The sequence below is a fragment of the Streptomyces sp. NPDC001604 genome, assembly GCF_042893475.1.
In the GTDB taxonomy this organism is placed as follows: domain Bacteria; phylum Actinomycetota; class Actinomycetes; order Streptomycetales; family Streptomycetaceae; genus Streptomyces.
In genome coordinates this window covers 644,255-660,959 of sequence record NZ_JBIAUY010000001.1, presented here as the reverse complement: position 1 = coordinate 660,959, position 16,705 = coordinate 644,255, and the positions used below count along the sequence as shown (strand labels likewise).

Sequence of the window (16,705 nt, the reverse complement as noted above, 5' to 3'; positions counted from 1 at the left end):
CAACTCGGTGTAACTGGAAAGGGTTCGTTAACAAATAGTCAAGGAGTGAATCTGGGCAACATTCCTGGGTAAGGCGCCTGGTCATGTTCCGAAACCTTGATGTAGGTCAACTGCGTACCCTCGTTACCATTCTGGAAACGGGAGGTTTCCGGCGTGCTGCCGAGCGGCTTTCTCTCACACAACCCGCCGTGAGTCAGCACATACGACGCCTCGAATCCCTTCTCGACGGCCCCGTCTTCACCAGTACCGGGCGTCGGCTCAGGCTCAGTCCGCAGGCCGAGGAACTTGCCGGATATGCCCGGCGGATGGTCGCCCTCAACGACGAGGCGGTCGCCCGGGTCAGCGCCGTGCCGCGCCGCGAAGTGGTGCTGTCGGTCGGTGTCTCCCAGCAGTTCGAGCCCGCCATGCCCGAGTTGCTGTCGGGCCTGACCCGATTACTTCCCGAGGCCCGGATCGCCCTGCGTACGGGCCTGAGCGCACCGCTCACCGCGCGGGTCGCGGACGGTGAACTCGACCTCGCCCTGATCTCCGCATCGCCCCGCGGCAGCCGGGACCGGTTCCTGGGCCGCATACAACTCGCCTGGTTCGGCCGCCACTTGGTGGACGCGGGCGCCCCGCTCCCCCTGGTCCTGTGCGCCGAGCCCTGCAACCTCCGGGTCCACGTCCTCAACTCCGTCACCCTCGGCCGGATCCCCTGGCGGAGCGTCTACGAGGGCCCGGACCTGCCCGGCGTGCGGGCCGCGATCCGTGCCGGGCTCGGTAACACCTGTCTGCCCGCCAACGCGGACGAACTGTGGGGCCTGCGCAAGGCCCCGGCGGAGTGCTTCCCGCCGGTCGACCCGGTCCCCGTGTCGCTGGTGGTCGCGCCCGGCACCAAGGCGGGAGTCATCGAGGCGGCGCACCTCGCGGCCCGCGACGCCCTGCGCTGCCTCCCCTACCTGGACGAGGGGACCTGCGACGACCCGTACGACCTCGTACCCGAGCCCGAACAAGCACAGCCGCTGGCCTCCTGACCCATACGAGGAGGGGCCACCGGCACCGGCGGCCCCTCCTCTCCCCTCCTGGTCCCGCCCCGGTCCGGCACTACCGCGGCAGCACCACGACATACGCGGCGGGCTCCCGGTCGCTGGACGCCATCAGTGCCGTGCGGACGACCGCCGCCTGTTGCTCCATCGAGTCCCGGAGCTTCTTGGGCGTGATGTGGACGACCGTGATGCCCAGGCGCTCCAAGTGCTCCCGCTTGCGGGCGTATTCGGACCACAGGGCGTCCTCGTCCTGGCGCGGAGCCCGGGTGTCCAGCTCCACGGCCACCGCCTGCTCCGGCCAGTACGCGTCGAGGCCGCCGAGGTGGGGGCCGCCCGGCAGGCGGAGGTCCACGTTCCAGACGGGGTCGGGCAGGCCGTAGTCGCGGACCATCCGGTACAGCCGGTCCTCCGCGATGGCGCGGCCCTCGGCCAGCAGGGAGTCCACCGCGTCCACCACGTGCGGGCGGCTGAGCAGCTTCGCCTGGTTCAACGCCCGTACCACCGAGGCCGGTTCGCAGTGCCCGGCGCGCACCGCCTCGGTCAGCAGCCGGCGTACCGCGCCCGCGTCCGCGAGTTCCGACACCGCGTCGGCCAGGGCACGCGGCACCGGCGCGATCGGAACTCCCGTCACCTGCTGGGGGGTCGGCAGCGTGTGCGTGCGGACGACCCGGGCACAGCCCGCCGAGCGCAGCCGGCGCAGCCGGGGGACCAGGACGTCGATCTTCTCCAGCGACAGCAGCGGCGGCGCGGACGTGAACCCGTGCAGTGTCAGAGCCGCCAGGCCCGTGATCATCGCCTCCGCGTAGACCGGCCGGTGCGGGCTCTCCGCGCCCGGCTGCACCGGCACTCCGGGCGTCGACTCGCGCGCCGCGTACATCAGCACCGCGTGCAGCCGCTCCTCGCTGGTCGGCGGGCCCGGGTGGAGCAGGAAGACACCCGGGAGGAACTGCTGCCAGGGGCCGCCGGTGCGGCACTGCTCGGTCATCTCCGCCGACGAGACGCCGTGCGCCCGGAGCTGAGCCGTCGTCAGCACACGGCGGTGCACCTCGGCGAGGTGGCGCAGGGGGCGGGGGGAGGCCGGGGGGAGAGGGGTGTTGTGGTTCATGACGGGGGGTTTTCCGCGCTCGAACCCCCCTCTAACCGCTGTTACACGCTCGTCGACAAAAACGGACAAGGTGGCACTAAAGGACGCTTGTTCGGGTGCCGATAGGGCAGGCAAAACCCCTGGTCCGTTCGGGTCGGACCAGGGGTTACGGGTGTTATTGACCGGATTCCGTAACGGTCACGGGGCGATCAACCGTTGGCCAAAGCCCGTGGCCTAGGCGCCCGCAGCCTGGGCCCGCAGCGCCCGCGCCAGGTCGTCGCGCGCCTCGAGGACCAGCCTGCGCAGCGCCGGTGCCGCGTCCTCGTGGGCCGCGAGCCACGCGTCCGCCGCGTCCAGCGTCGCCTGCGCGCCCTGCTCCGTCGGGTAGGACGGGAACAGCCCCCGGACCACGTCCATGCCGATCTGGATCGACCGCTCCCGCCACAGCCGCTCGATCGCCGCGAAGTACTTCGGTGCGTACGGCGCGATCAGCTCCCGCTGCGAAGGCTGCGCGAAGCCCGCGATCGTCGCCTCCACCAGGGCGTTGGACAGCGCGTCCGACTCCACCACCTGCGCCCAGGCCTGCGCCTTCACCGCTTCGGAGGGCCGGGCGGCCAGACAGCGGACCTGGTGCCGCTTGCCGGACGCCGTGTCGTCACGGGCCAGCTCGGCCGCCAGCACCGTCTCGTCCGCCACCCCGTGCGCGGCCAGCGGCTCCAGGAACGCCCAGCGCAGCTCCTGGTCCACCTCGAGCCCGTCGACCTTCTCCGTACCGTCCAACAGGCCGCGCAGCAGCGCCAGTTCGTCCGGACCGGCCGCCACCGTGGCGAGGAAACGGGCCCAGGCCAGCTGCTGCTCGCTGCCCGGCTCGGCCGCCCGCAGATCCCGCAGGGCGACCTCGGCCAGCAGCCGCTCGCCCGCCGGCCGCCAGGCCGGCGCCGCATAGTGGACCAGCGCCGAGTTCGCCCAGGCGTGCAGCATCTGCAGCACGCCGATGTCGGACTCGCGGCGCGCGAACCGCGTCACCAGGTCCACGAAGTCGGCGGCGGGCAGCAGCGCGTCCCGGGTCAGGTTCCACAGCGCCGACCAGCACAGGGCGCGGGCCAGCGGATCGGTGATCGCCCCGAGGTGCTCGCGCAGGGTGGCCAGCGAGGTGTCGTCGAAGCGGATCTTGCAGTACGTGAGGTCGTCGTCGTTGACGAGCACCAGCTCCGGCGCCTCGGCACCCGCCAGCTCCGCCACGACCGTACGCGGACCGTCGACGTCCACCTCGACCCGGGCGTACCGCTCCAGCGCACCCTCGGCCGTACGCCGGTAGAGGCCCACCGCCACCCGGTGCGGCCGCAGCTCGGGATGCGACTCCGCGGCCTCCTGCAGCACCGCCAGCTCGTCGACGCGTCCCTCCGCATCCAGCAGCACCTGCGGAGTGAGGGAGTTGACCCCGGCCGTCTGCAGCCACTTCCGCGCCCAGGCGGCCATGTCCCGGCCGCTGGTCTCCTCCAGCACCGACAGCAGATCGCCGAGGCGCGTGTTCCCGTACGCGTTCCGCTTGAAGTAGCGGCGCGCGCCCTCCAGGAACGCGTCCTGGCCGACGTACGCCACCAGCTGCTTGAGCACCGACGCGCCCTTGGCGTACGTGATGCCGTCGAAGTTGAGCTTGGCGTCCTGGAGGTCGCGGATGTCGGCGGTGATCGGGTGGGTGGAGGGCAGCTGGTCCGCGCGGTACGCCCACGCCTTGCGGCGGTTGGCGAAGGTGATCCAGGCGTCGGTGAAGCGGGTCGCGCCGACGTTCGCGAAGGTGCCCATGAAGTCCGCGAAGGACTCCTTCAGCCACAGGTCGTCCCACCACACCATGGTGACCAGGTCGCCGAACCACATGTGCGCCATCTCGTGCAGGATGACGTTGGCCCGGCCCTCGTACGAGGCCCGGGTCACCTTGCCGCGGAAGATGAACTCCTCGCGGAAGGTGACAAGACCCGGGTTCTCCATCGCGCCCAGGTTGTACTCGGGGACGAACGCCTGGTCGTACTTCCCGAACGGGTACGGGTAGTCGAAGTGGTCGTGGAAGAAGTCCAGGCCCTGCTTGGTGACGAGGAAGACGTCGTCCGAGTCGAAGTAGGGCGCCAGGCCCTTGCGGCACAGGGCGCCGAGGGGGATCTCAAGGCGCGTACCGTCCTCGAAGGTCCGCTCGTAGGAGTCCGTGACGTAGTGGTACGGCCCCGCCACCACGCACGTGATGTAGGTGGAGATCGGCTTGGTCTCCGCGAACCTCCACACCCCGTCCGTCCGCTCGCCGACCCCGTTGCTCCACACCGTCCAGCCCTCCGGCGCCCGTACCTCGAAGCGGAAGGGGGCCTTGAGGTCCGGCTGCTCGAAGTTGGCGAAGACCCGGCGGGAGTCGGCCGGCTCGTACTGGGTGTACAGGTACACCTCGCCGTCCTCCGGGTCGACGAAGCGGTGCAGGCCCTCTCCGGTGCGGGAGTAGGCGCACTGTGCGTCGACGACGAGCTCGTTCTCGGCGGCGAGGTCCTCCAGGAGGATCCGGGAGCCGTCGAAGACCTCACCGGGGTCGAGGTCTCTCCCGTTGAGTGAGACGGAGGTCACACTCGGCGCGATCAGGTCGGCGAAGGTGGCGGCGCCGGGCTCGTTGCTGCGGAAGCGGATCGTGGTGACGGACCGGAAGGTGCGCGGACCCTCCCCGCCCTCTTCCCCCACCGCCGTACGCAGGTCGAGGGACACCTCGTACCCGTCGACGGACAGCAGGGCGGCCCGCTCCCGGGCCTCGTCGCGGGTCAGATTCTCACCGGGCACGGGCAGCGCTCCCTCGGCTGGTGTTCGGTATGTGGACAGGGCTGATCCTGCCACGGGGCACTGGCACCGGGCACTCGGGAATGGGGACGGGGAGGGCTGCTGTTGCGGATTGAAACGAACGCTTTTCCTAGGAGAGCCATGTCCGAGACCGCGAGCAGCTCCGCCGCGAAGACCCCCGTCGACTTCTGGTTCGACCCGCTGTGCCCCTGGGCCTGGATGACCTCCCGGTGGGTGCTGGAGGTGGAGAAGGTCCGGAACATCGAGGTCCGCTGGCACATCATGAGCCTCGCGGTCCTCAACGAGCCCAAGATCGACGAGCTGCCCGAGGAGTACCGCGAGCTGCTGGAGACCAAGGCCTGGCAGCCGATCCGGGTGGTCACCGCGGCCTGGCAGAAGCACGGCTCCGACATCCTCGGCCCGCTGTACACCGCGCTCGGCACCCGTATCCACAACGAGGGCCAGGGCCCGACCCGCGAGGCCGTCGAAGGCGCCCTGGCGGACGTCGGCCTGCCCGCCGACCTGATCGAGTACTTCGACCAGAAGGACTTCGAGTTCGACGCCGAGCTGCGCGCCTCCCACAAGGAGGGCATCGACAAGGTCGGTCAGGACGTCGGCACCCCGGTCATCGCGGTCCCCGGCCCCGACGGCGAGCAGATCGCCTTCTTCGGCCCGGTCGTCACCCCCGCCCCCAAGGGCGAGGAAGCCGCCCGCCTCTGGGACGGCACGCTCGCGGTCGCCTCGGTCCCGGGCTTCTACGAGATCAAGCGCACGCGCACGAAGGGCCCGGACTTCAGCAACCTGTAGGCATCAGCCAGGGTCGGCTTCCGGATTCTTGAGCTCCTCCGGAAGCCGGCCCCCCGCGCTCTGCTTGCTCCAGCGCTGGTACCACCGGCAGCCCGGGGCGGTGCAGCGCCACAGGTCGGTCAACCGGCGGTGCTCCGGCTCGACGGTCGCCCTTTCCTTCTCGTTGAGCGGCCTGAACACCTGGGTGCCGCTGCCCCCGCAGGTCGGGCAGTGCTTGTCCTTGAAGAACATCAGCGCCTCCTCGCCGTCACCGGTAGTACAGCGCCTGTTCGGCCCCCGTGCCCCCGGAATCGTCGAGTCCCGGTGGTGCGTCGTTCAGGCCCGCGCCCTTCCCCGCGCCTGCGCGAGCCGGGACAGATGGTCCTCGTAGGCCTTCGCGTAGTGGGCCGCTCTGGCCGCGTCCGGCTCCACCACCGCCGTCGGCTCGGTCCACGCCCTCGCGTCCAGGGTGACGCCGTACCGCTCGGCCGCCGCCAACACCGCGCCCCGCGCGCCGACCTCACCCTCGACGACCCGCAACGGCCGCCCCAGGACATCGGCGAGCAACCGCATCCAGGCGGGGCTGCGCGTCCCCCCGCCGCAGACGGCCAGCGAGCCCGTGAGGCCCGCCGCCTCCAGACAGTGGCGGGCGGCGTACCCGATGCCCTCGCAGGTGGCGCGGATCAGGTCACCCTTCGTCGACTCCAGGGACACACCGGTGAGTTCGGCACGCAGCCGCGGCTCGACGAAAGGCGCGCGCTCGCCGGACGGGGCGAAGTACGGCAGGACGCGGACGCCGTTCGCGCCCGGCGGGGTCGCGGCGAGCAGACCGTCGACCTCCTCGTGGTGGACGCCGGTCGTCGACAGCACCCAGTCCAGGGCGGCCGTGCCGACCATCGCGGGCATGGCGCGCAGCCAGTGACCGGGACGGTCGGTGGAGATGTACAGGCCGGCCGGCTCGCCGGTCAGGTCGAGATCGGTCGTGGCGACCAGGCTGGCCAGACAGGTGCCGACGATGAGCAGCCCGTCCCCGGGGGTCGTGACACCCGCACCGAGCGCGCACGACGGGAGGTCGTACGGGCCGTTCGCCAGCCGCGTGCCGGCCGGCAGGCCCTCGCCGCGGGCCTCGGCCGTCGCGATCGGATCCCCGACGGGAGCGAGCAGCCCACGGCGGTGGGTCAGTCCCAGCAGCTCCACCACCCGGTTGTCGTACGTCCGTGTCCGCGGATCGAGGAACGGCATCGAAGCGTCCGACACATCCGTCGTCACCGGCGCCCCCGTCAGCCGCCGGAACACCATGTCCTTGCAGTACAGGGCGGTGGCCGCCGCGTCGAGGGAGTTCGGCTCGTAGCGGTCGAACCAGGCCAGCAGCGGCCCCGGACAACCCGGGAACATGGCACTGCCCGTCCGCCGGAACACCGTCTCGAAGGTCCCGTCCGCCAGCCACTGATCAAGCAGCTCGTGCGCCCGCCCGTCCATCCAGGAGGCAGCGGGTCGGACCGGCCGCCCGCCCTTGTCGACGAGCCAGACGCCGTCGCCCTGACCAGTGAGCCCGGCCAGCTCCACCGGTTCGGGCACTCGCGCGGTCAGCGTTTCAAGCACCCCGACCACGGCCGCGTACACCTCCTCCATGTCCTGCTCGATGACCCCACCGCGCAGCGCCAGCCCCACCGGCCGCGCTTCAACGGCAAGTTCACGCCCCGCACCGTCGAACGCGGCGGCCTTCACCGTGGAGGTACCTACGTCAATTCCAACGTACATAGCGCTCTCTCCCTTGCGGTCCGGTAACCGCCCTATAGGGGCGCGGGGAACTGCGCGACCAGCCACGATGGCGCAGCAGACAAAAAACGACCCTCCCCGGCAGTCATGTCAACGCGTGCGCGAGGGGCTCCCCCCTCGCCCACCGCCCCACCTCAGCGGCAGCGATCCCCGCAGCCTTCGACGCCACCGCCCGCGAAGCCCCACCCAGATGCGGCGTCATCACCACCCGCTCCCGCAGCCCGAACAACCGCGACCCCTCCGGCACGGGCTCCGTCGCGTAGGTGTCGAGGGCGGCAGCCGACAGCCGCCCGCTCTCCAACGCGTCGCACAACGCGTCCTCGTCCAGCAGCGGTCCGCGCGCCACGTTCACGACCACGGCCCCCCGAGGCAGCAGCCCCAGTTCGCGCCCACCGATCAGGCCCCGAGTCTCGTCGGTGAGCCGCGCATGCAGGCTGATCACCCGAGACCGCCGCAGAAGTTCGTCCAGCGAGAACACCCGCAGCCCATGGATCTCACCCCGCACATAGGGGTCGTAGACCATCACCTGCGCCCCGAACGCACACAGCGCCCGAGCGACCCGGCTGCCCACAGCCCCGTAACCGACGAGCCCGACCGGCAGGTCCTCCAGCTCCAGTCCGCTGTGTTCGTACGTGTAGTACGTCGCCCCCTGCCAGCTTCCCTCCCCCGCAAGGAGGCTGTGGGCCTGCGGGATGCGCCGCAGGGCCGCCAGCATCAGGCCGACGGTGAACTCGGCGGTGGCGGCGGCATTGCGCCCGGGGGCGAAGCAGACGCGGACGTCGTGCCGTTTGGCCGCGTCCAGGTTGACGTTGACCGGACCGCCCCGGCACACGACCACCAGCCGCAGGTCCGGGCAGGCGTCCAGGACGCGCTCCGTCACCGGGCCCATCTGGGTGACCAGCACCTGCGCCCCCGCGAGCGCGTCGATCAGCTCGTCCTCGGCGTCGCTGGCCTCCGACACCTCGGCCACCGGGCCGAAGGGCTCAAGGGGCCAGCCGAGGGTCAACTCACGCACCTCACATGCGAGTTCCTGGCGCAGCGCCGCCGTGATGAGCGACGGCAGGATGAAGTGGTCGCCGGCGGCGACGGCACGCACGGGTTCGCTCATCGCAGGGAGTCTCCTGTCTCGGCCTCGAAGACATGGGTGTGGTCGGGACCGGCGGTGACACGGACCCGGTCGTCGTGGGCGGGGCGCACCTGCTCGGCGAGGGAGAGAGCCTCCCCTTGGTCGTGCGTGACCAAGATGACGGTGTTCCCCAACCCGCGTGCGGCGTCCACGGCCGGGCGGCGCCGCGAGCGGTGGGACTTGCGCAGATCACGTGACTCCGGCTCGGTCATCGCCGCCCCTCGTCGCGCAGACTTGATAGGTGACCTTGTGCTCGTCCAGGTCCCGCAGTGCCTCCGCCGACGCCCCGTCGTCCACGAGCAGCAGGTCGAAGCGGGAGAGCGGGACGACCCGGTGCAGGGCGGTCCGGGCGAGCTTGGTGTGGTCGATCAGCAGGACGTTGCGGGCGGCCGAGTCGAGCATCGCCCGCTTCACCGACACGATGTGCTGCTCCTGGTGGTAGGCGTAACCTCCGTGCACGGCGGATGTCGACGCGAAGCACACGTCCACCCGCAGCGACTGCACGGCCTCCACGCAGGACACCCCGAGGAACGAGGAGTGCAGCGGGTCGTAGTCGCCGCCGAGTGCCATCAGATGGATGCCCCGCTGGTCGGCGAGCAGATTGATCGCCTCCAGGAAGTTGGTGACGACCGTCAGCGGGGTGATCCCGCCGAGGCGCAGCCTGCGGGCTATCTCCAGGGTGGAGGTGGAGTCGTCCAGCATGATCGCCATGCCGGGCTCTATCGACCTCAGCGCCTGCTCGGCGACGGCGGCCTTCTCCGCCCGCATGGTCTTCAGCCGGTACTGCACGTTCGACTCGAACACGCCCGACGGCTGCGCGGTCACGCCGCCCCTGAACTTCCGGACGAGGCCCTGCCGTTCGAGCTCGTCGAGGTCCCGGTGAATGGTCATCAGGCTCACCCCGAACCGCTCGGCGAGCTCGGCCGCGGTCGCCGAACCGTCGGCCAGGACCTGTTCGGCCATGGCGGCCTGCCGGGCCGCGGGCCCCTGCTGGTGTGCGCTGCCACCGCTGTTGCTGCTCATCGTGTCCCGATCAGTCGTCCTGGACCCTGGGGTCCGTCGGCCTCGAACAGCAGCAGGTTCTCAGGCCGTACCGTCGGCCGTACCGGATCGTCGGACCGCAGCCCGTTCGTGTCGGCGGCCCGGGCGGTGGGGCGAGGAAGCGTCGGCGGTCGTGCACGTGCGGGTCCATCCGTGACCTCCGGGTGGGGTGGGGCCCGGTGCGCCGTGTGGGTTCACACGTCGAGTCGACTCGCTAACAGAGGGTGTAACGGCGGAAGATGACCGTCAATCCCTCGCGCAGACGAAAATCTCGGTGCAGAGTGAGAAGTTCACATCCCGGGTCGCGATCCGTGGGAGGTCCGGATGGGATACGAGGGCGAGGCGTGGCTGGGGATCGACCTGGGCACGCAGAGCGTCCGTGTGCTGCTCGTCGCCGCCGACGGCACGGTCCTCGGGGCCGGATCGGCCCCCCTGACGGGGAGTCGTGACGGGGTGCGGCACGAGCAGGATCCGGAGGAGTGGTGGACGGCGGTCTGCACGGCGGCCCGCGTCACCCTCCGGGAACGGCCTTGCCCTATCGGCGGGCTCGCGGTGTGCGGGACGTCCGGGACCGTGCTGCTGACGGATCCGGCGGGGCGGCCGGTGAGCCCCGCGCTGATGTACGACGACGGGCGGGCCTGGGCCGAGGCGGAGCGGCTGCGAGGGGCGGGACTCACGGTGCAGAACACCTGGGGGCTGCCGAAGGCACTGTGGCTCCTGCGCACCCATGGGCCGGGGCGCATCACCCACCAGCCCGACCTCGTCGCGGCCCGGCTCGTCGGCCGTCCGGTCCCCACCGACTCCAGCCACGCCCTCAAGACGGCCTACGACGTGGAGGGCGACGCCTGGCCGGACATCCCCGGCGCGCCCGACCTGCCCGAGGTCGTACGTCCCGGCACCCCGCTCGGCGAGGTCTGCCCGGCCGCCGCGGAGGCCACCGGCATCCCCGCCGGCACCCCGGTGATCGCCGGGATGACCGACGGCTGCGCGGCGCAGATCGCGTCCGGGGCGCTGCGGCCGGGTTCCTGGAACTCGGTGCTCGGCACGACGCTCGTCCTCAAGGGCGCCTCCGCCGAGCCTGTCCGCGACCCGACCGGAGTGGTCTACAACCACCGTGCACCGGACGGCGGTTGGCTGCCCGGAGGGGCGTCGAGCGTGGGCGCGGGCGTGCTGACCGCCGCCTTCGCGGGCGCGGACCCGGGGGTCATGGACGAACGGGCGGCCGCTTACGAACCCTCGGGCGCGGTGGCGTACCCGCTCGTGTCGCGCGGCGAACGCTTCCCGTTCCTGGCGCCGCACGCCTCCGCCCTGCTCCTGGGCGAACCCGAGGGGGAGGCCGACCTGTGGGCCGCGCTGCTGCAGGGCGTCGCCTTCACCGAACGGCTCTGCCTGGACTACCTGCACCACCTGGGCGCCCCGATGGACGGCCCGCTCACCTTCACCGGCGGCGGCGCCCGCAGCCCGTACTGGAACCAGCTCCGCGCCGACATCCTCGGCCGCCCCGCCCGCGTACCGGAGCAGACCGAACCGGCCCTCGGCATGGCCGCCCTGGCCGCCCACGGAACGGGCGCGGGCCCCCTGACGGACGTGGCCGACCGGATGCTCCGCATCCACACCGTCCTCGCCCCCCACCCCGCCCGCACGGCCCTGTTCGCCGAGCCGTACACCCGCCTCATCGACGAACTGTCGGCCCGCGGCTGGCTTCCACCACCGGTGGCGGCACACGCACACGACCGCCTGGGCCGGGATACTGCGGGCTCATGACCACGACCCTCTTGCTGGCCCGTCACGGCCAGACCGTCTGGCACGCGGAGAACCGTTACGCGGGCGTGAGCGACGTCGCCCTCACCGAGACCGGCCGTGCCCAGGCCGAGGCCCTCGGGCGCTGGGCCGCCGCTCATCCCGTCGACGCGATCTGGACGTCCACCGTCTCGCGCGCGATCGTCACCGCCGAACCCGCCTGCCGTGCCCTCGGCCTCACCCCGCGCCGCGAAGCCGACCTGCGGGAATGCGACTTCGGGGTGGTGGAGGGCCGTACGCTCGCCGAGTTCGCGGCCGAGGACCCGAAGGCGGCGGAGGCCTTCCGTGCCGACCCCGTGACGCACCCCTTCCCCGGCGCCGAGGACCCCACGGCCGCGGCGCACCGGGGCGCTGCCGCCCTGCATCGCATCGCCGCCGCCCACGAGGGCGAACGCGTCCTGGTCGTCGCCCACAACACCCTGCTCCGGCTGGTCCTGTGCGACCTGCTGTCCATCCCGCTGGGCCACTACCGCCGTGTCTTCCCGCGACTGCGCAACGCCGCGGTCACCGAACTCCGTATGAGCGCCGGGTCGGTCGGGCTGATCACACTGAACCTCCCGTGTGAGCCTGACGCGGCTTAGAACGGGCTTAGAACGGCGTAACCGGAAAGCCCCCGCGAGTCACGTCCTCGCGGGGGCTTCCGTCCTTCCGCCTGCCCGCATGAACGGTGAGAAGACGATCACGAGGCAGGACGCTTCACAGGGTCAGGGGGCCGGCAGCAGTACGTCCGCACGGGACTTCGCAGCCTCGTAACGGCGCGCCACGTCCTGCCAGTTGACGACCCGCCACATCGCCTCGACGAAGTCCACCTTCTGGTTCCGGTACTGGAGGTAGAAGGCGTGCTCCCAGGCGTCGAAGACGAGGATCGGCACCGAGCCCTGCCCGACATTGCCCTGGTGGTCGTAGACCTGTTCGACGATCAGCCGACCGCTCAGCGGTTCGTACGCGAGGACGCCCCAGCCCGAGCCCTGCGTGGTGGCGGCCGCCTTCGACAGCTGCGCCCGGAAGCCGGCGAACGACCCGAAGGACTCGGCGATCGCCTCCGCGAGCTCGCCCACACCGTCCGCCGCCAGCGGCTCACCGCCGCCGTCACCGGTCATGTTCTGCCAGTAGATCGAGTGCAGGATGTGCCCGGACAGATGGAACGCCAGGTTCTTCTCCAGACCGTTGACCGCCGCCCACGACTCCTTGTCCCGCGCCTCCGCCAACTGCTCCAGCGTGTCGTTGGCGCCCTTCACATACGCGGCGTGGTGCTTGTCGTGGTGCAGCTCGATGATCTCGGGGCTGATCACGGGTGCGAGTGCGGAGTAGTCGTACGGCAGGTCAGGAAGCGTGTAGACGGGCATGCGGGTCCCCTCCGGAACTCTTATTGCAAGTAACTTGCAACTACACGCTAGCAACAAAAAGCCCCCGTGCGTACACGGGGGCTTCGTCGCGGGGCGGCTGTGGTCAGCGCCTGGCCCGCTGCCAGGCGTACCCCACCGCCGCCAGGACGGCCGTCATCCCGCCGGTGGAGTAGAGCTGCACCCGGGTGCCGGGCTCCCGGGCCATCAGGACGAAGATCGCCGCCATGGCCGTCAGCGCCACCCAGGTCAGCCACGGGAACGCCCACATCCGCACCACCAGCTTCTCGGGCGCCTGACGGTTCAGCCGGGCCCGCAGCCGCAGCTGGCTGACCGCGATGAAGATCCAGACGACCAGGATCACCGCCCCGATCATGTTCAGCAGCCAGGGGAAGACGTCGTCCGGGCGCCAGTAGCTCAACACCACGCAGACGAAACCGAAGACGGACGAGGCGAGGACGGCGGTCCGCGGCACGCCGCCCGACACCCGGCCCAGCACCTTCGGGCCCTGGCCGCGCTCGACGAGCGAGTAGGCGATGCGCGAGGAGCCGTAGATGTTGGCGTTCATGGCCGACAGAAGGGCGACCAGGACGACCACGTTCATGAGCTGCCCGGCGCCCGGGATGCCGAGGTGGTCGAGGGCGGCCACGTACGGACCCTTCTCGACGACGTCCTTCGAGTCCCAGGGGACGAGCGTCACGATGACCGCCATCGAGCCGATGTAGAACAGCGCGATGCGCCACATCGCGGTACGGACGGCGCTCGCCACGCCCCGCACCGGGTCCTGCGACTCGGCCGCCGCGATGGTGACGGTCTCCAGACCGCCGTACGCGAAGATCGAGGCGAGCACGCCGACGATCAGGCCCTCGCTGCCGTTCGGCAGGAACTCGGTGAGGTTCGACGTGCCCGGAGTGCTCGTGCCGGGGAGGACGCCCGCGATGGCGAGGACGCCAAGGACCAGGAACAGGCTGATCGCGCCGACCTTCAGGGCCGCGAACCAGAACTCGAACTCGCCGAAGTTCTTCACGGCGGCCAGGTTCGCGACACAGAACACGACCATGAACAGGGCCACCCAGCCCCACTCGGGCGTGTGCGGCAGCCAGCCCGTCACGATCTTCGCGGCGCCGATGCCCTCCAGGCCGACCGCCGTGCAGAGCAGCACCCAGAAGGACCAGCCGGCGGTGAAGCCCGCCCAGGGCCCGATCGCCCGCTCCGCGTGCGCCGAGAACGAACCCGACGACGGATACGCGGCCGACATCTCGCCGAGCATCCGCATCACCAGCATCACGAGGAGACCGGAGAGCGTGTAGGCGACGACGATGGAGGGTCCGGCGGCGGCGATACCCGCTCCGGAACCGACGAACAGGCCGGCGCCGATGACCCCGCCGAGGGCGATCATCGACAGGTGGCGCTGCTTCAGGCCGTGGGACAGGGTGGCGTCGGCGTCCGCCTGCGGCGGCGACTCGACCTCGGTGGTGCTGCTGGGCATGGGCGCGGCTCGTCCAGTCCATGAGATGGGCAAAAACGCCCACAGTCTGGGCGGCCTCTCCGCTCAGAAGGAGAGACCGCCCAGTATCCGGACAGGCCCGGTACGTGCTGTGACTATGCGGCTACGGAGGTGTAGTGCGAGGCGTCGCCCTCGATCGAGTAGCTCTCCTTGCCCTCGATGCCGACCGGGATGTCACCGGCGACGGTCACCCGGTGCAGGCGGCGCGGCAGACCGTCGTAGTTGTCGACGGCGTAGTGCTGGGTGATGCGGTTGTCGAAGAGGACGAGCTGGTTCTCCGACCAGCGGTGGCGCAGGATGTTCTCCGGCCGCGTGACATACGCCTGCAGCAGGTCGAGGATCTTCCGCGACTCACCCGGCGACAGGCCCACGATGCGCTGTGCGAACCCGCCGATGAACAGCCCGCGCTCGCCGGTCAGCGGGTGCACGCGGACCACCGGGTGGACCGTGCGGTACTTGATCGAGGTGAACTGGGCGCGCTGGGCGGCCTGCTGCTCGTCGAGCTCCTCCTCCGGTACGGCGTAGTCGTAGTCGTTGGTGTGCTCCGCCCACAGCGTGTCCGCCAACTGGCGCAGTGACTCGGGGAGTTGGCGGTAGGCGGCCGCCGAGTTGGCGATCAGGGTCTCGCCGCCGTACGGCGGGATCGTGATGCTGCGCAGGGTGCTGGCCTGCGGCGGGTTCAGGACGAAGGTGACGTCCGTGTGCCAGTGGTTGGCGGCGCGGCCGCGCTCGCTGTCGACGGGCAGCACGTTCGGGACGCCGTCCACGGAGGAGACCGTCGGGTGGGCGGTGGTGATGTCGCCGAGGTGGCGGACGAAGGCCTGCTGGCCTGCGTCGTCGAGGTTCACGTCGTCGAAGACGAGCGCCTTGTGGACGTTGAGGGCTTCGCGGACGGCGGCGGTCGTCTCCTCGTCGAGCGGCTTGGAGATGTCGACGCCGGAGACACGGGCGCCGATGTGGGCGGTGACCTTCTGGATTTCGATGGTGGACATGTGTGGCCGGTCCTTTCAGACGAGGGCGGGTTCCTGAGTGGAGTACTGGTTGGCGGGGCGGGGGAGGCCGTAGCGCTCCCGGAGGGTCCGGCGGGGGCCGTACTCGGTGCGGAGGAGGCCACGGGCACGCAGGATCGGGACGACCTGCTCGACGAAGGCCTCGAGACCGGAGGGCAGCACGGCGGGCATGATGTTGAAGCCGTCGGCGGCGCCCTGCGTGAACCAGGTCTCGATCGCGTCGGCGACCTGCTCGGGCGTGCCCGCGAAGGTGAGGTGGCCGCGTCCGCCGCCGAGCCGGCCGACCAGCTGCCGGACGGTGAGGTGCTCGCGCCGGGCGAGTTCGACGATGAGCGTGTAGCGGCTCTTGGCACCCTCGATGGCGTCCTCGGGCGGCAGGTCGGCCGGCAGCTGGGAGTCCAACTCCAACGTCCCTTCCGGGAGCTGGAGCAGACGCTCCAGGCGGTCCACGCCGTGCGTGTACACGATGTGGTCCTCCAGGACCTGCTCGTTCGCCCGGGCCTCGGCCTCCGTGGACCCGATGACCGGCACGATCCCGGGCAGCACCTTGATGAGCCCGGGATCCCGGCCGGCCACGGCCGTACGGGACTTGAGGTCGGTGTAGAAGGCCTGCGCGTCGGCCAGGGTCTGCTGGGCGGTGAACACCGCCTCCGCGTAGCGCGCGGCGAACGCCTTGCCGTCCTCGCTCGACCCCGCCTGCACGAGCAGCGGATAACCCTGGGGCGAGCGAGGGACGTTGAGCGCGCCCTCGACGCTGAAGTACGTCCCCTTGTGCCGGGGCGGATGGATCTTCGCGTCGTCGCCCCAGACGCCGGCCGCCTTGTCGGCGACGATGGCGTCGTCCTCCCAGCTGTCCCAGAGCTTCAGCGCCACGTCGAGGAACTCGGCGGCGCGGGCGTACCGGTCGGCGTGGGCGGGCTCGTGCTCCAGGCCGAAGTTGCGTGCGGCCTCGGCACCCGCCGTGGTGACGATGTTCCAGCCCGCGCGGCCGCCGCTGATGATGTCCAGGGAGGCGAACTTGCGGGCCAGGTTGTAGGGGGAGTTGTACGAGGTGGAGGCGGTGGCGATCAGCCCGATGTGCTCGGTGGCCGTCGCCAGCGCGGTCAGCAGGGTGAGCGGCTCCAGGGCGCCCGCGGGCCGCTGGGCGAGATTGCCCCACAGCTGTGGCCCGTCGGCGAGGAAGAGGGAGTCGAAGGTGCCGCGTTCGGCGATCCGGGCGAGCCGCACGTAGTGGTCCAGCTCGACGTGCGCGTACGGATCGCTCTCCGGCAGCCGCCACGAGGCTTCGTGGTGGCCGGTGCTCATGAGGAAGGCGTTGAGGTGAAGCTGGCGGGGCATGGGGTGTCCTTCGGGCAGGTTTTGAAAACGCTGGACGGGGCTTGGTCTTTCGGCCCGT

15 protein-coding genes are annotated in these 16,705 nt (G+C 71.0%); 4 read left to right on the top strand and 11 right to left on the bottom strand.

Features of this window, described 5'->3' with window-relative positions; translation table 11 throughout:
* Positions 1 to 83 precede the first annotated feature (83 nt).
* Complete coding sequence (locus ACFY1E_RS03060; protein WP_389070689.1) at positions 84 to 1,013, top strand: LysR family transcriptional regulator; 930 nt, start codon at positions 84 to 86, stop codon at positions 1,011 to 1,013.
* A gap of 70 nt (positions 1,014 to 1,083) precedes the next feature.
* On the opposite strand, the gene ACFY1E_RS03055 is transcribed toward ACFY1E_RS03060, so the two are convergent.
* Together ACFY1E_RS03055 and pepN are read right to left on the bottom strand one after the other, a co-directional pair.
* Positions 1,084 to 2,130, bottom strand: a complete 1,047-nt coding sequence (locus ACFY1E_RS03055; protein ID WP_389070687.1) for a hypothetical protein — start codon at positions 2,128 to 2,130, stop codon at positions 1,084 to 1,086.
* Positions 2,131 to 2,343: 213 nt separating this feature from the next.
* Positions 2,344 to 4,920, bottom strand: a complete 2,577-nt coding sequence (gene pepN, locus ACFY1E_RS03050; protein ID WP_389070685.1) for an aminopeptidase N — start codon at positions 4,918 to 4,920, stop codon at positions 2,344 to 2,346.
* A gap of 138 nt (positions 4,921 to 5,058) precedes the next feature.
* Between pepN and ACFY1E_RS03045 the strand changes: the two genes are divergently transcribed.
* The gene (locus tag ACFY1E_RS03045) at positions 5,059 to 5,724 is read left to right on the top strand and encodes a DsbA family protein (protein ID WP_115908144.1); all 666 of its coding nucleotides are present in this window, start codon (positions 5,059 to 5,061) and stop codon (positions 5,722 to 5,724) included.
* Between the two features lie 3 nt (positions 5,725 to 5,727).
* Here ACFY1E_RS03045 and ACFY1E_RS03040 read toward each other — a convergent pair whose 3' ends face one another.
* The 5 genes from ACFY1E_RS03040 to ACFY1E_RS03020 all read right to left on the bottom strand — a co-directional run bounded on the left by ACFY1E_RS03040 (position 5,728) and on the right by ACFY1E_RS03020 (position 9,631).
* On the bottom strand, positions 5,728 to 5,955 hold the full coding sequence (locus ACFY1E_RS03040; RefSeq protein WP_389070682.1) for a hypothetical protein: 228 nt from the start codon (positions 5,953 to 5,955) through the stop codon (positions 5,728 to 5,730).
* Positions 5,956 to 6,039: 84 nt separating this feature from the next.
* Entirely contained in the window at positions 6,040 to 7,464 is a 1,425-nt protein-coding gene (locus tag ACFY1E_RS03035; protein WP_389070679.1) for an FGGY family carbohydrate kinase, read from the bottom strand.
* A 103-nt stretch (positions 7,465 to 7,567) separates the two neighbouring features.
* On the bottom strand, positions 7,568 to 8,590 hold the full coding sequence (locus ACFY1E_RS03030; RefSeq protein WP_389070676.1) for a 2-hydroxyacid dehydrogenase: 1,023 nt from the start codon (positions 8,588 to 8,590) through the stop codon (positions 7,568 to 7,570).
* Entirely contained in the window at positions 8,587 to 8,820 is a 234-nt protein-coding gene (locus tag ACFY1E_RS03025; protein ID WP_389070675.1) for a hypothetical protein, read from the bottom strand. The genes ACFY1E_RS03030 and ACFY1E_RS03025 overlap by 4 nt, the downstream gene beginning before the upstream one ends.
* Complete coding sequence (locus tag ACFY1E_RS03020) at positions 8,798 to 9,631, bottom strand: DeoR/GlpR family DNA-binding transcription regulator (protein WP_389070673.1); 834 nt, start codon at positions 9,629 to 9,631, stop codon at positions 8,798 to 8,800. Before ACFY1E_RS03020 ends, ACFY1E_RS03025 begins: the two co-directional genes overlap by 23 nt.
* A gap of 342 nt (positions 9,632 to 9,973) precedes the next feature.
* On the opposite strand from ACFY1E_RS03020, the gene ACFY1E_RS03015 reads away from it, so the two are divergent.
* A complete protein-coding gene (locus ACFY1E_RS03015; protein ID WP_389070670.1) occupies positions 9,974 to 11,413 on the top strand; it encodes an FGGY-family carbohydrate kinase in 1,440 nt (479 codons plus the stop codon).
* Complete coding sequence (locus ACFY1E_RS03010; RefSeq protein ID WP_389070668.1) at positions 11,410 to 12,030, top strand: histidine phosphatase family protein; 621 nt, start codon at positions 11,410 to 11,412, stop codon at positions 12,028 to 12,030. Before ACFY1E_RS03015 ends, ACFY1E_RS03010 begins: the two co-directional genes overlap by 4 nt.
* A gap of 123 nt (positions 12,031 to 12,153) precedes the next feature.
* Here ACFY1E_RS03010 and ACFY1E_RS03005 read toward each other — a convergent pair whose 3' ends face one another.
* The 4 genes from ACFY1E_RS03005 to ACFY1E_RS02990 form a co-directional block, all read right to left on the bottom strand.
* A complete protein-coding gene (locus ACFY1E_RS03005) occupies positions 12,154 to 12,795 on the bottom strand; it encodes a superoxide dismutase (RefSeq protein ID WP_389070666.1) in 642 nt (213 codons plus the stop codon).
* Between the two features lie 103 nt (positions 12,796 to 12,898).
* Complete coding sequence (locus ACFY1E_RS03000; RefSeq protein ID WP_389070663.1) at positions 12,899 to 14,281, bottom strand: amino acid permease; 1,383 nt, start codon at positions 14,279 to 14,281, stop codon at positions 12,899 to 12,901.
* A gap of 113 nt (positions 14,282 to 14,394) precedes the next feature.
* Positions 14,395 to 15,291, bottom strand: a complete 897-nt coding sequence (locus tag ACFY1E_RS02995; RefSeq protein WP_389070660.1) for a TauD/TfdA dioxygenase family protein — start codon at positions 15,289 to 15,291, stop codon at positions 14,395 to 14,397.
* A 15-nt stretch (positions 15,292 to 15,306) separates the two neighbouring features.
* On the bottom strand, positions 15,307 to 16,647 hold the full coding sequence (locus ACFY1E_RS02990) for an LLM class flavin-dependent oxidoreductase (RefSeq protein WP_389070657.1): 1,341 nt from the start codon (positions 16,645 to 16,647) through the stop codon (positions 15,307 to 15,309).
* Positions 16,648 to 16,705 lie beyond the last annotated feature (58 nt).